Raw genomic sequence first — 16,318 nt, 5'->3', positions numbered from 1 at the left:
TTCGCATTCCAACCGTACGATAGCTCCTCTGCCATCCCATTCAAAACAGGCAAATCATCTTTCTGTCAAACCGAAGGTTTATTATCTACTACTTTAGTATATTTTAGCTATTTTTATGGGCTTTTGCAACGTTTTATGTATGTTTGCATCCAATTAAGAATTATTCTAAAAAAGTCATTTTGGCCGACCTGATTGTTCATATTTTAGTTCCCGTGGCGATATTTAGCTTTATTGCCGCCTTCACCTTGTTTGCTGTATATGCTGAGCGCAAGATCGCCGGTTTTGTACAGGATCGGTTGGGACCTATGGAAACGGGCAAGTATGGCTTGATACAGACCATTGCCGACATCTTAAAACTATTACAAAAAGAGTTTATCACACCTGCCGCTGCGGACAAGATCTTGTTTGTGATGGCTCCCGTGGTCATCTTTGCCGCTGTATTTATCGGTTTCAGTGTCATTCCTTGGGCACCAGATTTTATTCCGGCAGACACCAACACCGGTCTCTTTTTTATTATGGCCGTTGTATCCATCGATGCCATAGGTATCCTGATGGCAGGGTGGGGTTCGAACAACAAATATTCGCTACTAGGTGCCATTCGAGCAATTGCACAGATGGTATCCTATGAAATACCAGTAGGGCTCTCGCTGATTGCCGCCGTCATGATTACCCAAACGCTGAATCTGAACGATATTGCATACCTACAGGGAATACAATCTCCCGAACCTATTTATTTTATGGGATTTTGGGAGGTAAGTAATATCGGAGGCTTCTTTGCTTGGCATGTTTTTCAAGCTCCGCACCTCTTGCTGGTCTACGTCATCTTTTTCATTGCTTCGTTAGCCGAGTGTAACCGAGCGCCCTTTGATATTCCAGAAGCCGAATCCGAACTTATCGGCGGTTTCCACACGGAATATGGTGGTATCAAGTTTGCCTTCCTCTTCCTTGCAGAATATGCGATGATGTTCTTGGTAGCCATACTTGGCGTAGTGATTTTTCTTGGCGGATGGAATAGCCCGCTACCAAACATCGGCAGTCTGCGTCTAGCCGACTGGACCACAGGTTTAGGTTGGGGCCTATGTTGGACCTTGCTCAAGTCGTTCACCGTGGTAGGCATTCAAATGTGGATACGATGGACGCTCCCCCGCTTTCGGGCCGATCAATTAATGACCTTATGTTGGAAAGTCTTGATTCCACTAGCTTTTGTGTGTATGGCTATTTCGGGATTGTGGCGCATAATGATAATGTTGTAGATTTTGGTAATAAAGACAACCATACAAGGATTTTTAACCGCTGTTAAGGGATTATTTCTAACGGTCAGGCATCTTTTTGCGGCGCGCAAAGCTCGCACCACGCTCGACATACGTGACGAAAACTACTTCAAACAGCAGGACGGCGTAACGACCGTGCAATATCCGAAACAGAAAATGCCGATCCCAGAGGTGGCACGCTACCAACTGGAAGTAGAGATTGATGATTGCATCGTCTGCGATCTCTGCGCGAAAGCTTGCCCTGTAGACTGTATAGACATTCAGTCGATCAAGTCGCCAGAGGCGATTGGCAAGACATCCGATGGCAGCGTAAAACGCTTGTATCCGGCAAAATTTGATATCGACATGGCCAAGTGTATGTATTGTGGCCTTTGTACGGTGGTATGCCCTACGGAATGTATTACGATGACCAACCAGTATGACCGCAGCACCCAACAGCTAACAGATCTGATTTACGGATTTTCGGATATGTCGGACAACGAAGTGCAACAACGCAAAGAAGAGTGGACAAAATTTCAAGCTGAAAAGGAGGCGGCAAAAAAGAAGTAATGAGCATAGACCTTATTCTTTTTTACGCTTTTTCCGCTATGGCTATTGGAGCCGCACTATTGCTGGTGACGATCCGCAATACCGCGCGTGCGCTTTTCCTCTTGTTCATCGTTCTCTTTGCTATGGCCGGCTTATATCTCTTCGCATTGGCCGATTTCGTCGCCATCACCCAAATCTTGGTGTACGTGGGCGGTGTCCTCATCCTGCTGATATTTGCCTTTATGCTATCCAACAAAGCAATACTGGATGACATACAAGCTGTTTCACATCGCTTTATCGCTCTTCCCAACATACAATCGCTGCTTCTTTCGTTGGCCTTTCTATCGATTTTGATCTATGCACTTTCCTCTTGGACCGATAATATGCCCGAGTGGATGGCAACGGCGGAAGCAACGGGCAACCTGATCATGCCCACCGACAACAATATTAAAGTCTTAGGTTTTAAGTTCGTGACACAGTATGTGCTGCCTTTTGAAATCATCTCCATTTTTCTGATGATGGCACTGATCGGCGCAGCCCACCTATCGAGAAAGGGAGAGCGAGTATGATAAGCATAACCCATTTCTTGGTCGTCAGCGCGATCATTTTCTGTATCGGCATTTACGCCGTCGTCGCCAAACGAAATGCTATTATGATCCTTGTAGGCATCGAGCTCATGATCAATGCGTCGATCTTGAACTTCGTCGCTTTCGCACGTTACGATAAAATCAATTACGCAGGGCAAATGTTTGCTCTTTTTGCGATCGTACTTGCTGCTGCGGCCGTCGCAGTAGGTTTGGCGATTATTCTTAATGTGTACCGACACTATAAAACAATAAATCCGAAAAACATCAATGAACTAAAAGACTGACGTGAACGAGTTCTGGAACATATCGCCTACTGCCGCTAGCCTACTTGTGGTACTCCTCCCCTTCGCTGCCTTCTTATTCCAGGCACTGTCGGGTCGGAAGTCCACATCGGGGAATATTAGTCTGATCGCCATCATCTTGAGCAGCATCATCAGCTTTGTTGGCGTATTCCTACCAGTCTGGAACAATCAAGTGCTTACCGAAAGGATGAGTTGGTTTACCATAGGTCACCATACCTTTGAAATAGGTTTATTACTAAATAACCTAACCGTTTTGATGCAGTTTATTGTTTGCGTCATTGCGTTACCTGTACATATCTATTCCCGATCGTATATGAAAGGGGACCCCGGCATACACCGCTATTGGATGTATCTCAGCTTATTTTGCTTTGCCATGCTAGGCTTAACGGTTTCAATAAACCTGCTGCAACTCTATATTTTCTGGGAGCTGGTGGGTTTTGCTTCTTACTTACTAATCGGCTTTTGGTTTACTAGAGAGGCTGCAGTTCAAGCGAACAAAAAAGCGTTCTTGATCAATAGAATTGGTGATATTGGTTTCCTAATTGGCATCGCTTTGGTTTATGCGCATGTAGGAACCTTAGACCTTGTTGCTCTTTTTGATCATTCTGGAGCATTCCTGAAAGGTATAGTGCTGGATGGATCCTTACAGGTGGTCAACAAAGATAGCCTTTGGGTAACCTACGCTGGCCTCGCCTTTTTCTTGGGTGCAATGGCCAAATCCGCACAATTTCCCTTACATGTTTGGCTACCCGACGCCATGGAAGGACCAACTTCGGTATCATCACTCATTCACGCTGCGACGATGGTTGCAGCTGGTGTATTCCTATTGTGCACGGTTTTTCCGCTCTTTAATGAAACGGTCTTACTTGTCATCACGACTATTGGTTGTTTGACGGCGCTGTCGGCAGCAATATTTGCTTTGGGACAATACGACATCAAAAAAATATTGGCTTTTTCCACGGTTTCCCAGCTGGGATTCATGATGGTGGGCGTTGGAATCGGAACATGGGACAGCGCGCTGTTCCACTTGGCTACGCACGCCTTTTTCAAGTGTCTCCTGTTTCTATCTGCAGGTGCCGTGATACACGAGATGGCACATTTCAAAGCGCATACAGCAATGGATTTTGATCCGCAGGATTTACGCAATATGGGCGGACTACGAAAATATATGCCCAAAACTTTTTTATGCATGAGCATTGCATCACTGGCATTGGCAGGTTTTCCGCTTACTTCCGGACATCTCTCCAAAGATAGCATTGTGATCAGTGCTTACGAGTGGGCATCAGCCGGCGGCGGCGCCCATTATATTGTGCCTGTTACCTTGATTCTCGTTAGCATGTTAACGGCGTTTTATATCGGCCGATTGATTTTTAAAGCATTTTTTGGATCCTTTGCACTACAAGGGCAGGTGAATGACCACAACAAACTGCATGAAGCACCAACGACAATGTTGTGGCCTATGTTTTTCTTGACGTTGTGCTGTTTCTTCCCTGTGTTTGGTTTACATCCCTTGGAGTATCACCATACATGGATCATGCACACCTTTCATGTCAAGGTCGGGTTCGCTGAACAGGAAGCGGCGCACTTGATCATTCCCATCGTTCTAACCGTGGGCGCTTTGCTCGCTTTGTTGATGGGATGGTATTGGTACGTAAAGAACCGGTATCCCCTATCCCCTCAAAACCGCTGGGTACGCTTTGCAACACGGCAAGGTTATCTTAACGAATTCAATGATCTTATATTTGTTAAAGGGACGACTTGGCTAAGCCGGCTACTTTATACCTTTGATCGCTATGTTGTCGATGGCGCCACCAAACTATTTACCGGGGCTACACAACAACTTTCGCTGTTTATCCACTGGTTTGACAAAAATGTTATCGACGGTATCGTGAATCTGGCTGCAAATGGAACCTATTATATAGGACACTTGGTCAGACATGTGCAAAATGGGCAGCTGCAGGGCTACCTTGGTTTTGCGCTTACAGCTGTTGTTTTAGGAATTCTTTACTTGATAATTAAATAGAAATGGGCCTTTTATCCATCCTCATATTTCTACCTTTGCTTGCTACATGCGTGATTTTGGCTTTGCCAGGCTCCGCTCGCGCAAGCTACAAATACATCGCACTAGGATTTACCGTCTTGCAATTTATCTTGTCTGGCTACATGTATGGACAGTTTGACGCGTCTTTGGGCGGTATCAACCGTGTTGAAGGATATCAGTTTTTAGAACAACTCCCTTGGATACGCTTAGATCTTGGTGCCATTGGAAAATTGGAAATCGACTATTTTATTGGCATTGACGGTGTCTCTCTCCCCTTGTTGGTGTTAAGTACATTGGTGATGTTGATGGGCATTGGTGCATCTTGGAATGTGCAGAAAAGCACAAAAGGATATTTTGCCCTTTTAATGGTGCTCAATACCGCGGTGATGGGCATCTTTTCTGCACTGGATTTCTTCCTTTTTTACGTTTTCTACGAGGTGATGTTACTTCCGTTGTACTTCCTCATCGGGATATGGGGAGGCGAGCGGCGCGAGTATGCAGCCATTAAGTTTTTCATTTATACCTTATTGGGTTCGGTACTCATGCTACTGGTGATTGTCGGACTTTATTTCTCGGTTATCAATCCAGCTACTGGAGCGCACAGCTTCAATATGCTATTAATGATGAACCCCAGCAACTACGTCGATGGATCCTTTTTTGGCTTCATAGGTAATTACCACGAGATCTTCGGTGCTCCGGCGCGATGGATCGGATTTGCGGTGCTATTCTTTGCCTTTGCGATAAAGGTTCCAATTGTCCCATTGCACACTTGGCTGCCCGACGCACACGTTGAAGCTCCTACGCCCGTTTCCATCATTTTAGCCGGTATACTACTGAAGATCGGTGGCTACGGCATCATTCGCGTCTGCTACAGCATTTTCCCCGATATCGCAGCAGATAGTAACTACTGGTTAGCGCTGATCGGCGTGATATCCATACTTTACGGCGCACTTAATGCACTCGCACAGAAAGACCTGAAACGTATGATTGCCTATTCCTCGGTTTCGCACATGGGCTTTGTGCTTTTGGGCATTGCATCGTTGACTGCCGAAGGCTTATCAGGAGCCATGTTTCAGATGATCTCCCACGGTTTTTTAAGTGCCGCTTTATTCTTTTTGGTAGGCGTGCTATACGATCGCGTGCACGATCGATATATTTATCATTTCCGCGGCTTGGCGAGCATCATGCCTAAATACACCGTCTATATTGCCTTGGCTTTCTTCGCATCCCTAGGCTTGCCGGGGTTCTCCGCTTTTATTGGCGAAGCCTTTGTCATTATCGGCGCATTCAATGCCGAAAGCATGGTTACAGGAGTGCCGCGCTGGATGGCTATTAGCGGATCCATTGGTATCCTGCTTAGTGCGGCTTATTTTCTATGGACGCTACAACGGATGTTTTTCGGGCAAACGCGTTTGCAAGGAGGTCAGGCTTGGCATGTGGCTTTGACGGATCTCGATACCCGCGAACAACTGATCTTATTTCCAGCATTGGCACTAGCCTTGGTTTTGGGTATCATGCCGTCACTGATCTTCGGCAAGCTCAATGCATCTGTGCTTCAATTAATCGATTTGATACAGCCCTATCTGTAGGCATAAAACATAAAAAGTGAACGTCTCCATCACCGACATACTCGATCAAATCATTGCGTCGCTGCCGCTTTTTAAGCCGGAGTTTTCTCTTATCGTCGGTTTCATCCTGTCGATAGTGGCCGCGCTATTTTTTGAGAAACATTTAAAAAACACAACCTTTACCGTTGCTCTCCTCAGCATAGCCGCATCAATTTATTACCTCTGCCTTCAGGTTCCTATTGCCGCAACAGGTTTTTCGGACATGTGGCTAGTCGATAAGCTGGGTACATATGCCCGCCTAATCATAGCGGTTACAACGTTAATTATCGCGCTCTTTATACAGCAACGGCATAGAAAGGAAAACAACGGTGATATCTATAGTATATTACTCGCCGCTACACTGGGCATGCATGTACTTTGCAACAGTAGCAACTGGCTGGTCGCCTTTATCGGCATAGAGATGGTGTCCATCGCCTCTTATATTATGGTTGGCTATTTCTCGCAAAACAAAGCCCAGTCAGAAGCAGCCATGAAATATGCCTTGTTTGGGTCCGTTTGTGCCGCGGTGATGTTGTATGGACTATCGCTGATGTATGGCTTGACTGGCAATCTAGATTTCCAGTCGCCTCAGCATCTGCAGGGGTTGATGACCGCTCCCGAGCCCGTCGTCACCTTAGCCTTGTTATTTGTTTTGGTCGGCGTTGGATTTAAACTGGGCTTCGTGCCCCTGCATGTATGGAGCCCCGATGTGTATCAAGGATCGCCCACAGCCATTACCGCTTTTCTGTCCACGGTTCCTAAAGTTGGTGCACTTATCCTCTTTACGCGTGTGTACCAAGCTTGGTCTTCGACGGCATTTTATTTCTCCGAGCTAAGCACTTGGATCATCATTGCTGTCGCCTTAGCGAGTATGTTGATTGGTAATCTCGCAGCCTTACGACAGCAAGATATCAAACGATTGATGGCCTATTCCGCCATCGGACATACCGGCTTCCTGATGATGGCTATCTTCGCTTATCAGGATACCTTCCATTACCTGCTATTTTACCTGATTGCCTATGTACTGATGAATTTGGCCGCGTTTATCTTCATCGATTACCTCGAACGGATGACCGGTTCTACTGCACTAAAATCTTACCAAGGCTTAGGCCGCAAATTACCCGTGTTATTTACAGCCTTCACTTTAGTCGGTATTTCCCTTATCGGGCTTCCGCCAACCATTGGTTTTATTGGTAAGCTGATGGTTTTTTCGGCTGTTTTCGATATTTTTCAAGCATCGGAAAATACAGGTGTCCTAATGCTGCTCGTCGTCGGCGCCCTAACGGCTGTCATATCGCTATTCTTCTATTTCCGCATTCCATTGTATGCCTTCATCAGGAAGACAGATGATCCTACACAGCTGCAGCCCGCTCCATCCAAACTCATGCTGTTTGTTGGCTATGGTTTAGCATTCCTAGTCTTGTTATTGGGTTTATTTCCGCAATTGTTGTTAAACCTGCTTGCTTAGCTGCTAGCCTACGAAACGATCTTTTGCAGGACAAATAAATTTATTATTATCTTTGCGCCTATGATCAGCGAAATTGCCAATACCATATTTCAGCAAGCTATTGATCGATACCATCAGTTTGATAGGATCGACCATCCCTTGGAAAATCCGTACGAACATGCCAGCCTTGAGCATCTCCTCTATCTGAAATGTTGGATAGACACCGTCCAATGGCATATGGAAGATGTTGTTCGGGAACCGAGCATAGATCCGAAAGATGGTTTGTATTGGAAACGACGCATCGACGAATCCAATCAAGTGCGTACCGATACCGTAGAATATATTGACAGTTACTATTTGCAGCTATTTGCTTCGGTAAGCCCAAAGGCTGATGCGCGTATAAATACCGAGAGCCCTGCTTGGGCAATCGATCGTTTATCCATTCTCGCGTTGAAGATCTACCACATGCAACAGGAAACCTTACGATCGGATGCCGACGACGCACACATCCAAGCTTGCAGCACGAAGCTCGCGGTACTTTTGGAACAACGCAAAGACCTTTCCCAAAGTATCGACGAACTGTTGAACGACATCGCCGCAGGCGAAAAATACATGAAGGTGTACAAACAGATGAAAATGTACAATGACCCTTCGTTAAATCCTGTTTTGTACAGCCAGCAAAAATAACATAGTACAATGAAGAAAGTTCGGGTGTTGGTCACACGCTTTTCGGCCATGGGCGATGTAGCCATGGTGGCTTCGCTATTGCGTGAGCTGCAGGCACAACACCGCGGCCTAGAGATTGTGATGGTCAGCAGGCTCCATTTCGCTGCCTTCTTCGAAGATATCCCCAACCTCATCTTCCACCCTATATTTCCTGAGGAGCAGCACAAAGGTCCTAAAGGACTATGGCGGCTATTTCAGGAGCTAAAAAAATACAAGATCGATTACGTTGCCGATCTGCACAATAATATACGATCAAAAATCTTAACGCTCTTCTTTAAAACTGCCGGATATCGTTTAGCCATCTTGGATAAAGGAAGGCAGCATAAGAAAGACCTGATACGACGTCGGAACAAAGTGTTTACCCCACTACGCCCTACCATAGAGCGCTATGCGGATGTATTTCGTAGTTTGGGGTTCAGCATAAAGCTGGATAACAAATTGAAGAAGAAAGATCGGCCTATTCCCTTAAACTATGCTGGCATACTGCCTTTATTTGAAAAAAACATTGGTGTAGCTCCTTTTGCTCAACATCCATATAAGGTATGGAAACTGGATAATTGGGAGCAAGTATTCCGTAGTTTTCCCAGATATCGCTTTTTTATCTTCGGAGGTGGCCGGCAAGAACAAGAGACCGCAGCCAATTGGAGCCAGCACTTTGCCAACGTGCACAGCACCATTGGTAGCAGCTTGGGCGTGCAAGGCGAACTAAACCTGATCAGCCATCTCGACCTGATGATGAGCATGGATTCCTCGGGCATGCATATGGCATCCTTAGTAGGAAGCAGGTGCTTATCCATTTGGGGGGCAACGCATCCATACGCAGGCTTTTTGGGTTACGGACAATCCATTCAAGACTGCATTCAGGTAGAACATCCCAATCGCCCCAGCTCGATCTATGGCAACAAATCATGTTTGTGCGACGGCGTGGAAGCCATTGATATGGTAACCCCAGAGATGGTCATCAGCAAATTAAAGCAAGCCACGCGCTAAGCGAAGAGTAACATGTAAATACCGAAACCTTTTGACAAAACCGAGCATTTTGTCGATTTTTATCTTTTCAACTTTTTTAAATTTACTTGAACACAAAAGAGGATATGCGAATAGGATATGATGCAAAGCGATATTTTCAGAACCGATCGGGCTTGGGCAACTATAGTCGCGACCTTATTCGGATATTACAGACGCATCATCCGGAAAATGATTACCTCTTGTACACCACAAAAAAACCTGCAGATAATAAGAGGCAAGATCTAAACGTTCGCTTTCCAAAAAAGGGTATACTTAACTCCTTCCTCCCTTCGCTATGGCGTAGTCGCGGCATTGTTAAGGATCTACAAAAAGATGAAATCGAAATTTTCCATGGCCTGTCGGGCGAAATTCCGATGAACCTCGCCAAGCAGGGTATCAAATCTGTCGTAACCATCCATGATTTGATCTTTCTGCGCCATCCGGAACTCTACAAACCCATCGACCGTTTCATCTACAGCAAGAAGTTTAAACACGCTGTCCTACATGCCGACAAGGTTGTCGCCATCAGCAAGCAGACCAAGTTGGATCTAATGCACTTTTTCAGCCTGGCTGATGAACAAGTTGACGTGATCTACCAAGGTTGCCACCCCGCTTTTAAAACAGAAAAATCAAGTGAGCTTCTCCAAGCTGTGCGAACTCAATACGCCCTCCCGCAAGATTTCGTCTTGAATGTGGGTTCTATTGAACCTCGAAAAAACGCCTTTCAGATTGTCAAAGCATTGGAAACATTGGATGTACCACTGGTGATTATCGGAAAGGAGACAGGCTATGCGGAGGAGATCAAGCGGTATGTGGCGGCACAAAAACTGGAAAAGAAAGTTTTGTTTCGAAAAGTACAAAGCATGGACGACTTGGCGGCGATCTACAGCCTGGCGAAACTTTTTATTTATCCTTCGACTTATGAAGGCTTTGGCATCCCGATTATCGAAGCCCTTTATTCGGGCACACCGGTGATAACCACCAATACCGGCGTATTTCCCGAGGCGGCTGGTCCTTTTTCTTACTTTATTGACCCTAAAAACATTGATGAAATCCGCTATGCTACCGACGCCATACTATCGTCCAGCAATACGCAGCGGGATATGATGAATAAAGGGCTTCAGTTTGCGCAGCAATTTAGCGACGATGTACTGGCGCAACAATGGGTAAACTGCTATCAATCTTTATTGTCGACCTGATCCTCCGGGCGGACTACAGGAATCACTTGTTGTAGTTTCTTCCAATGTTTGGATCGATCGCCGTAGATCAATATCTTCCCCAGCTTGTATTTAAATTTCATCAATCCACGGTAATCGTCTTCAAAAACACGATAGGCCACGTCGGGCTGCCGTTGCATCACGTTGTTAATGGCTTGAGCATAGACTGTCGGACCAGTCATGGCATGCACATCATGTGGGTATTTATTTTGCTCAATATTTTCTACAATAAGCTTAATGGTCTCCTCCATAAAAGGGTGTCCTTTATCGTAAATCAACGCCCATTGGGAGAAAAACTGTTGAAAATTTCCTTCATGTGCCACAACTGCAACATCCGTCGGCAATAAAACATCGTCTAACCGCCCCACCAAGTCGCTATCAAGATCCAAATAGATTCCTCCCTGCTTGTATAGAATGGCGTAACGGAAGAAATCCGCTTTGGCAGCACCGATCTGCAAGCGTGCATAGGCACGATATGTGCGCGTATCAAAAGCTTGCTTAACAAAGGCATCAACCTGCTCATCATCGTAAAAAGCGTGACGATAGCCTTTGTTCCTTCTCAGAAAGCGCCAAATATAGAACCGCGTGAGTAAGGGGATCTTGTTCGTCTTGAACGTCTGGTAAATTACTTTTGGTATAGCCACAGCAATCAATGCGTTAATCTAAAATATTTCTCCAACAACAGCAAGGAGATGGCGTCTTCTCGCTTTTTATTTTTAAACTGCTCCATGTAAGCGTTCGCTTCCTTCACGATACGTAACGCAGCATCCTGATGGGCAATATAGTAGTTTAATTTCGATTCCAGATCGCTAAAATCATCGCTGATACAGATGTAATGCACATCTGGAATCAGGCATCCCTCCATAAACCAAGTTTCATAGGTCGGCTTGGGCATTACGGCGATGGAGCTGGAAGACATTATCCACTTGAGGTTGGTCGCGACATCATTGCCCTCCAAGGCCAAAATAAACTTGTAATCCAAGTGTTCGGCAATACTTAAAAAGTTGGGATGGGAAGATTTTGTTGCTTTCGCCAAATCGCATAAGGGGTGCCCTGCATACCGATCAAAGAAGCGCTGCCGATGCGACTGACTGAAGCCGCTACGTCCTACCAATTTATCTTTTTTATCTTCGAAGCGAATGTTGTCCTTGATAAAGTTAAAATGACGAGACTTATCCAGCTTGAGTAGCACCGAATTTTCATTATCTCCAGCAATGGGTCGGCTTTTAACCAAAGCCGGAAAATCGGGAATATGAGTAACATCCCCAGGAATAAGTTGAAAACGATAAGCAGGATCAAAAAAACGCAAATATTCCATACTGTCAAAATAATAGACCCGAATCCGCTCCGGTATTTTGTATTCCGCTATGGCAATAGCATCCGTCGAGAGCGGCTTTGGTCTGCTCAATTTATTATAATAGTTGACCCGTTCCTCTATATAACCTTGATCGGCGCCCCAATCGGCGCGTAGCTTATCCGCCAACGAGCGCCTTGCCCAAGCAGCGGGAATAAGAGCACGCGACACTGCTCCTAGATAATAGAAGAACTTATTGTTTTTATTTCTTAAAAAGATTTGCTTAAAATTCATAGTAGCCACATTCCTGTTAATGGCAGCTCAAATATACGGCATTGCTTGAAGCTACGTCAAGCAATATCCCGAAATTCCGCGTTTATCAACAAAAAATCCACTTTTGTAAAAACTTGCTTATTAAATATTTAAAATATATTTTACATTTGGGATACATATAAAGCCATCGATAAATTTTATTTTTGCAGAACTTTTCACCGGATTGGGTGTGACGCTGCAAGAATCGAATAAATCTATGTTCATTTTGCTGCTGCGACAGCTTGATTAGACCGAGGGATAAGTTAGCTTAAAAAGAGCATACCTTAATAAATGTATTGAACGTGAATCAAAAACTAACGGCATTGATCATTACCTATAATGAGGCAAACAATATTTGCGATGCCCTAGCGTGCCTTGATTTTGCGGACGAGATCATTATCGTCGATTCCTTCAGTACGGATGACACGGTTCAGCTAGCTTTGAGCCAGCCGAAAGTGAAAGTATATCAACATCATTTTGAGGACTTCACCAAACAACGCAACCTTGCTCTCTCCTACGCTAATAACGACTGGATTATCTTTTTGGATGCGGACGAACGCTTAACGCAAGCATCAAAGCAAGAAATCCTCAAAACCATACATAATCCTGCCGCTAAAGATGCCTATTATATGTATCGGCTATTCTATTTCTGTGGTGAGAAGATCCGCTTTTCGGGCACGCAGAACGACAAGAACTTCCGGCTATTCCGAAAGAGCAAAGCAGTTTATGACGGCAAAAAGAAAGTGCATGAAACACTCGTAGTTGATGGCTCTATCGGCATTCTAAAGCATAAGATCCTCCATTACTCTTTTGCGGATTACGACTCCTATCGCGACAAAATGATTCACTACGGGACCCTCAAAGGGCAGGAACGCTACCTTAAAAACGAAGGCTACCTCGCTGTTATGCATGTCGCCAAAGTTTTATTCCGTTTTTCCAAAGCTTACTTTATCGATCTGGGTATTTTGGATGGAAAACGTGGTTTTCAGCTATGCTATTTACAAAGCCTCAGTGTGCACGAAACCTTTCTCTCGCTGAAACGGGAAGAGCGCAAGCATAAACTCGCACTAAAAATCTAATATTTCGATTTAGCCAATCAAATAGCGGTGCAGCTATTATTTAGAAGCTTTTTGAATTCAAAGAAAAGTTCATTACTCATGTATTTTATTTATTTTTGTAAAAATGTGTAACGTTTTTGTGATTGCTAACGTTATATAGGAGAACAAAATAAAGGTAAAACAATATATGACTGTCAGTCTGATTATATCCACATACAATTGGCCCGAGGCTCTAGAATTGGTTCTCTTAAGTGTAGCTAAACAGAGTGTATTACCCGATCAGATCGTGATTGCAGATGATGGCTCGGATGAGCGGACGGCCGCCATGATAGAACGGTTCAGCAATGACCTCCCTATCGAGCATGTATGGCATGAAGATCAAGGATTTCAAAAGACGTTAATCTTAAACAAAGCCTTGAAAGTTTGTAAAACCGATTATATCATCGAAATAGATGGTGACATTATCCTGCACAAGCATTTTATAAAAGACCATATTGCCTCCGCCGAGAAAGGCTTCTTTGTACAGGGCAGTCGTGCCATGATTGGCGAACAGCTCTCCGAAAAAGTGCTCCGTGATAAGAAAATGTCATTTTCTTGCCTGACAAACGGAATGACGACTCGGTTTAACGCCATTCGTTTTCCATTGTTTTCCGGCATCTTTAAAACAAACCCCTACAGTTCACACAATGTGAAGGGCTGCAACTTAGCCTTTTGGCTAGATGATTATGTTCGTATAAACGGCTATTTCAATGGTTTCACCGGTTGGGGCTGGGAGGATTACGAATTTGCGGAACGCTTGATCAACTCTGGCATAAAGAAAAAACGCTTAAAATGGGCCGCCATTGGATACCATATCTTCCACCCTCTTTCTTCCAGGTCAAACTTTAAACCCAACGAAATGATCTACCGCGAAACCGTGGACAATAAAATGTGGCATCGTTCTCCAGGCTTTCATGAAGTGGCCGGTATATAATTAAATGATTGAGCATAACGTCTTAGTATCGGTCATTATACCAAATTACAATCACGGCAGCTACCTAGCGGATCGTATAGAGAGTGTTTTGTCTCAGACCTACCAAAAGATGGAGGTTATTATCCTAGACGATTGCTCCACGGACAACAGTAGAGCTGTGATTGAACAGTATCGTAGTGAATCACGCATTGCCGAGATAATTTATAACGAAATCAACACAGGCAGTCCTTTTAAGCAATGGGTTAAAGGAATCGAAAAAGCAAGGGGAGAAATTATTTGGCTTGCAGAAAGTGACGACTGGTGTGAGCCAACGTTCTTAGAACATGTTCTTCCTTCCATGCTAGCAGATCCAGAGGTAGCCGTTAGCTACTGTCAATCCTACTGTGTTATCGACAATGACATTAAATGGCAATCCAATCATAATCAATTGATCGAAACTGTTGATGGCGACAAATATATAGCGGAATATTTAACACCCAATCCGGCAATTTTCAATGCCAGCATGGCTATTTGGAGGAAACGTAATTTTGCTCTCATTGCTAAAGATTTCCTGAACTATAGCTTCAGTGGCGATTGGTTATTCTGGATAGAGCTAGCTAAGACAGGCAAGGTCTCAATCAATGGTCGACTGTTGAACTATTTCCGAAAACATGGGAATGATGTAAGTACCGGTTCTTACCAAACTGGTTTAAACTTTGTGGAGGGCATGTCTATCTTACAACATTGTGCAGACAACAAGCTGATTGATGAACGAAAATTCAAACTCTCTGTGAAGAAAAATATCAAAGAATATTGGCCAATCAAATCGCAGTTCGCCAGAGAACGACAGCTAGAAATTGAGCGACTATTCCAAACGGCACCTTCTTCCAAGAGCTTTTTTCTGAAATGTGTATCGAGCGCAGTCTGGAAATCCTTCAAATCAAAATGATCTCATCTTCTAAATTATCTCCGGGCGTTTCTATTGTCATCTGTAGCTTTAATGGTGGTCATAAACTTATTCCAACGTTAGAACACATTGCCGCGCAAGAACCTATTGAAAAGGGACAACTTGAACTACTGTATGTGGACAATGGCTCGACGGATCAATCGCTAGAAATTGTTCGTGAAACATGGTCCAACTTAAAACCGGCACACATTCAATTAACCATTATTGAAGAATCTACACCCGGTAAATATTTCGCACTTGATGCTGCATTAGCGAAAGCAAAATTCAACTGCTTTATCATTTGTGATGATGATAATTGGCTGAACAAGGATTATGCGAAACGTGTATTTTCAACGTTATCAGAGCACCCAACAATTGGAGCTATAGGTGGAAAATCTATTGCCACTTTCCAAACGGAAAACCCGACTGTACCTACTTGGTTTCTTCAAGACCGACAACGGTATGCAATAGGAGGCCAAGGGGAGAAAACTGGCGACGTGACCTACAGAAAGCAACTGTGGGGTGCAGGCATGGGCTCTCGCACATTACTTTATCAATCATTCTATAGCAAGTATCCATCGGCATTCTTACTACAATCCGATAATGAAAAAGGACACTTTGTAGCGGAAGACACGGAGTACTGTCTACGGCTAATTTTGCGCGGCTATAAACTTCATTATGATGAAACTTTGCTACTGCAACATTACGTACCGACGGATCGTCTAAGTGCCGAATACAACAACAAACTTAACAGACAAATTGAAGGCGCTTTCATCATTATAGAAAAGCTAAATCTAGCAACAAAACTTTTTGGAAGCCTTTCTTACTCCGCGTTTGGCATCCTTCGTTTAAAACTGTTAACGCCACTAAGGAAATTAATTTCCAGCAACAAAATCAGGCATCAAATTCTATCGAACTTGCTGTTCCCGTCCAAAACAAATCAAGATATAGTTATCGAACAGATCCGAAGTTTTGCAAAGGATCCTGCATTGCCTTTTGCTACAAAAAATGCAGACTAGGTA

At 44.3% G+C, this 16,318-nt stretch carries 16 protein-coding genes; 14 read left to right on the top strand and 2 right to left on the bottom strand.

Going from position 1 to position 16,318, the window contains the following annotated elements; all coding sequences use genetic code 11:
• The first annotated feature begins 179 nt into the window (after nt 1–179).
• From nuoH to SCB77_RS15645, 10 genes are all read left to right on the top strand, one after another.
• On the top strand, nt 180–1,253 hold the full coding sequence (gene nuoH, locus SCB77_RS15690; protein WP_320182940.1) for an NADH-quinone oxidoreductase subunit NuoH: 1,074 nt from the start codon (nt 180–182) through the stop codon (nt 1,251–1,253).
• Nucleotides 1,254–1,820: a 4Fe-4S binding protein gene (locus SCB77_RS15685; RefSeq protein ID WP_320186634.1), complete on the top strand. Its 567-nt coding sequence runs from the start codon at nt 1,254–1,256 to the stop codon at nt 1,818–1,820.
• Nucleotides 1,820–2,368 carry an NADH-quinone oxidoreductase subunit J family protein gene (locus tag SCB77_RS15680; RefSeq protein ID WP_320182939.1) on the top strand — a complete coding sequence of 183 codons (549 nt, stop codon included), beginning with the start codon at nt 1,820–1,822 and terminating at the stop codon, nt 2,366–2,368. The genes SCB77_RS15685 and SCB77_RS15680 overlap by 1 nt, the downstream gene beginning before the upstream one ends.
• Nucleotides 2,365–2,670 (top strand): NADH-quinone oxidoreductase subunit NuoK, encoded by a 306-nt coding sequence (gene nuoK, locus SCB77_RS15675; protein WP_320182938.1) that lies wholly within the window; start codon nt 2,365–2,367, stop codon nt 2,668–2,670. The genes SCB77_RS15680 and nuoK overlap by 4 nt, the downstream gene beginning before the upstream one ends.
• Nucleotide 2,671: 1 nt before the next feature.
• A complete protein-coding gene (locus SCB77_RS15670; protein WP_320182937.1) occupies nt 2,672–4,711 on the top strand; it encodes an NADH-quinone oxidoreductase subunit 5 family protein in 2,040 nt (679 codons plus the stop codon).
• A gap of 2 nt (nt 4,712–4,713) precedes the next feature.
• Entirely contained in the window at nt 4,714–6,318 is a 1,605-nt protein-coding gene (locus SCB77_RS15665) for a complex I subunit 4 family protein (RefSeq protein WP_320182936.1), read from the top strand.
• Between the two features lie 16 nt (nt 6,319–6,334).
• Nucleotides 6,335–7,804, top strand: a complete 1,470-nt coding sequence (locus SCB77_RS15660) for an NADH-quinone oxidoreductase subunit N (protein WP_320182935.1) — start codon at nt 6,335–6,337, stop codon at nt 7,802–7,804.
• Nucleotides 7,805–7,864: 60 nt separating this feature from the next.
• On the top strand, nt 7,865–8,470 hold the full coding sequence (locus SCB77_RS15655) for a DUF4254 domain-containing protein (RefSeq protein ID WP_320182934.1): 606 nt from the start codon (nt 7,865–7,867) through the stop codon (nt 8,468–8,470).
• Nucleotides 8,471–8,479: 9 nt separating this feature from the next.
• Nucleotides 8,480–9,499: a glycosyltransferase family 9 protein gene (locus SCB77_RS15650; RefSeq protein ID WP_320182933.1), complete on the top strand. Its 1,020-nt coding sequence runs from the start codon at nt 8,480–8,482 to the stop codon at nt 9,497–9,499.
• Between the two features lie 104 nt (nt 9,500–9,603).
• Nucleotides 9,604–10,716, top strand: a complete 1,113-nt coding sequence (locus SCB77_RS15645; protein WP_320182932.1) for a glycosyltransferase family 4 protein — start codon at nt 9,604–9,606, stop codon at nt 10,714–10,716.
• On the opposite strand, the gene SCB77_RS15640 is transcribed toward SCB77_RS15645, so the two are convergent.
• Together SCB77_RS15640 and SCB77_RS15635 are read right to left on the bottom strand one after the other, a co-directional pair.
• Complete coding sequence (locus SCB77_RS15640) at nt 10,695–11,378, bottom strand: glycosyltransferase family 32 protein (protein WP_320182931.1); 684 nt, start codon at nt 11,376–11,378, stop codon at nt 10,695–10,697. The genes SCB77_RS15645 and SCB77_RS15640 overlap by 22 nt on opposite strands.
• A gap of 5 nt (nt 11,379–11,383) precedes the next feature.
• Nucleotides 11,384–12,322, bottom strand: a complete 939-nt coding sequence (locus SCB77_RS15635) for a glycosyl transferase family 90 (RefSeq protein ID WP_320182930.1) — start codon at nt 12,320–12,322, stop codon at nt 11,384–11,386.
• Nucleotides 12,323–12,642: 320 nt separating this feature from the next.
• On the opposite strand from SCB77_RS15635, the gene SCB77_RS15630 reads away from it, so the two are divergent.
• The 4 genes from SCB77_RS15630 (at nt 12,643) to SCB77_RS15615 (ending at nt 16,315) form a co-directional block, all read left to right on the top strand.
• Nucleotides 12,643–13,419 (top strand): glycosyltransferase family 2 protein, encoded by a 777-nt coding sequence (locus SCB77_RS15630; RefSeq protein ID WP_320182929.1) that lies wholly within the window; start codon nt 12,643–12,645, stop codon nt 13,417–13,419.
• 166 nt (nt 13,420–13,585) lie between these two features.
• Nucleotides 13,586–14,371 carry a glycosyltransferase family 2 protein gene (locus SCB77_RS15625; RefSeq protein WP_320182928.1) on the top strand — a complete coding sequence of 262 codons (786 nt, stop codon included), beginning with the start codon at nt 13,586–13,588 and terminating at the stop codon, nt 14,369–14,371.
• Between the two features lie 4 nt (nt 14,372–14,375).
• Entirely contained in the window at nt 14,376–15,299 is a 924-nt protein-coding gene (locus SCB77_RS15620; RefSeq protein ID WP_320182927.1) for a glycosyltransferase family 2 protein, read from the top strand.
• A complete protein-coding gene (locus SCB77_RS15615) occupies nt 15,296–16,315 on the top strand; it encodes a glycosyltransferase family 2 protein (protein WP_320182926.1) in 1,020 nt (339 codons plus the stop codon). The genes SCB77_RS15620 and SCB77_RS15615 overlap by 4 nt, the downstream gene beginning before the upstream one ends.
• Nucleotides 16,316–16,318: the final 3 nt, after the last annotated feature.

This window comes from Sphingobacterium bambusae (assembly GCF_033955345.1).
GTDB lineage: Bacteria > Bacteroidota > Bacteroidia > Sphingobacteriales > Sphingobacteriaceae > Sphingobacterium > Sphingobacterium bambusae.
Note: the sequence above shows the minus strand (reverse complement) of the source record. Positions and strands in the feature narration are given on the sequence as shown.

Coding starts and splice junctions, on each gene's coding strand:
- SCB77_RS15680 (WP_320182939.1), top strand. CDS start 1,820: ATGAGCATAGACCTTATTCTTTTTTACGCTTTTTCCGCTATGGCTATT.
- nuoK (WP_320182938.1), top strand. CDS start 2,365: ATGATAAGCATAACCCATTTCTTGGTCGTCAGCGCGATCATTTTCTGT.
- SCB77_RS15665 (WP_320182936.1), top strand. CDS start 4,714: ATGGGCCTTTTATCCATCCTCATATTTCTACCTTTGCTTGCTACATGC.
- SCB77_RS15655 (WP_320182934.1), top strand. CDS start 7,865: ATGATCAGCGAAATTGCCAATACCATATTTCAGCAAGCTATTGATCGA.
- SCB77_RS15650 (WP_320182933.1), top strand. CDS start 8,480: ATGAAGAAAGTTCGGGTGTTGGTCACACGCTTTTCGGCCATGGGCGAT.
- SCB77_RS15645 (WP_320182932.1), top strand. CDS start 9,604: ATGCGAATAGGATATGATGCAAAGCGATATTTTCAGAACCGATCGGGC.
- SCB77_RS15635 (WP_320182930.1), bottom strand. CDS start 12,322: ATGAATTTTAAGCAAATCTTTTTAAGAAATAAAAACAATAAGTTCTTC.
- SCB77_RS15625 (WP_320182928.1), top strand. CDS start 13,586: ATGACTGTCAGTCTGATTATATCCACATACAATTGGCCCGAGGCTCTA.
- SCB77_RS15620 (WP_320182927.1), top strand. CDS start 14,376: ATGATTGAGCATAACGTCTTAGTATCGGTCATTATACCAAATTACAAT.
- SCB77_RS15615 (WP_320182926.1), top strand. CDS start 15,296: ATGATCTCATCTTCTAAATTATCTCCGGGCGTTTCTATTGTCATCTGT.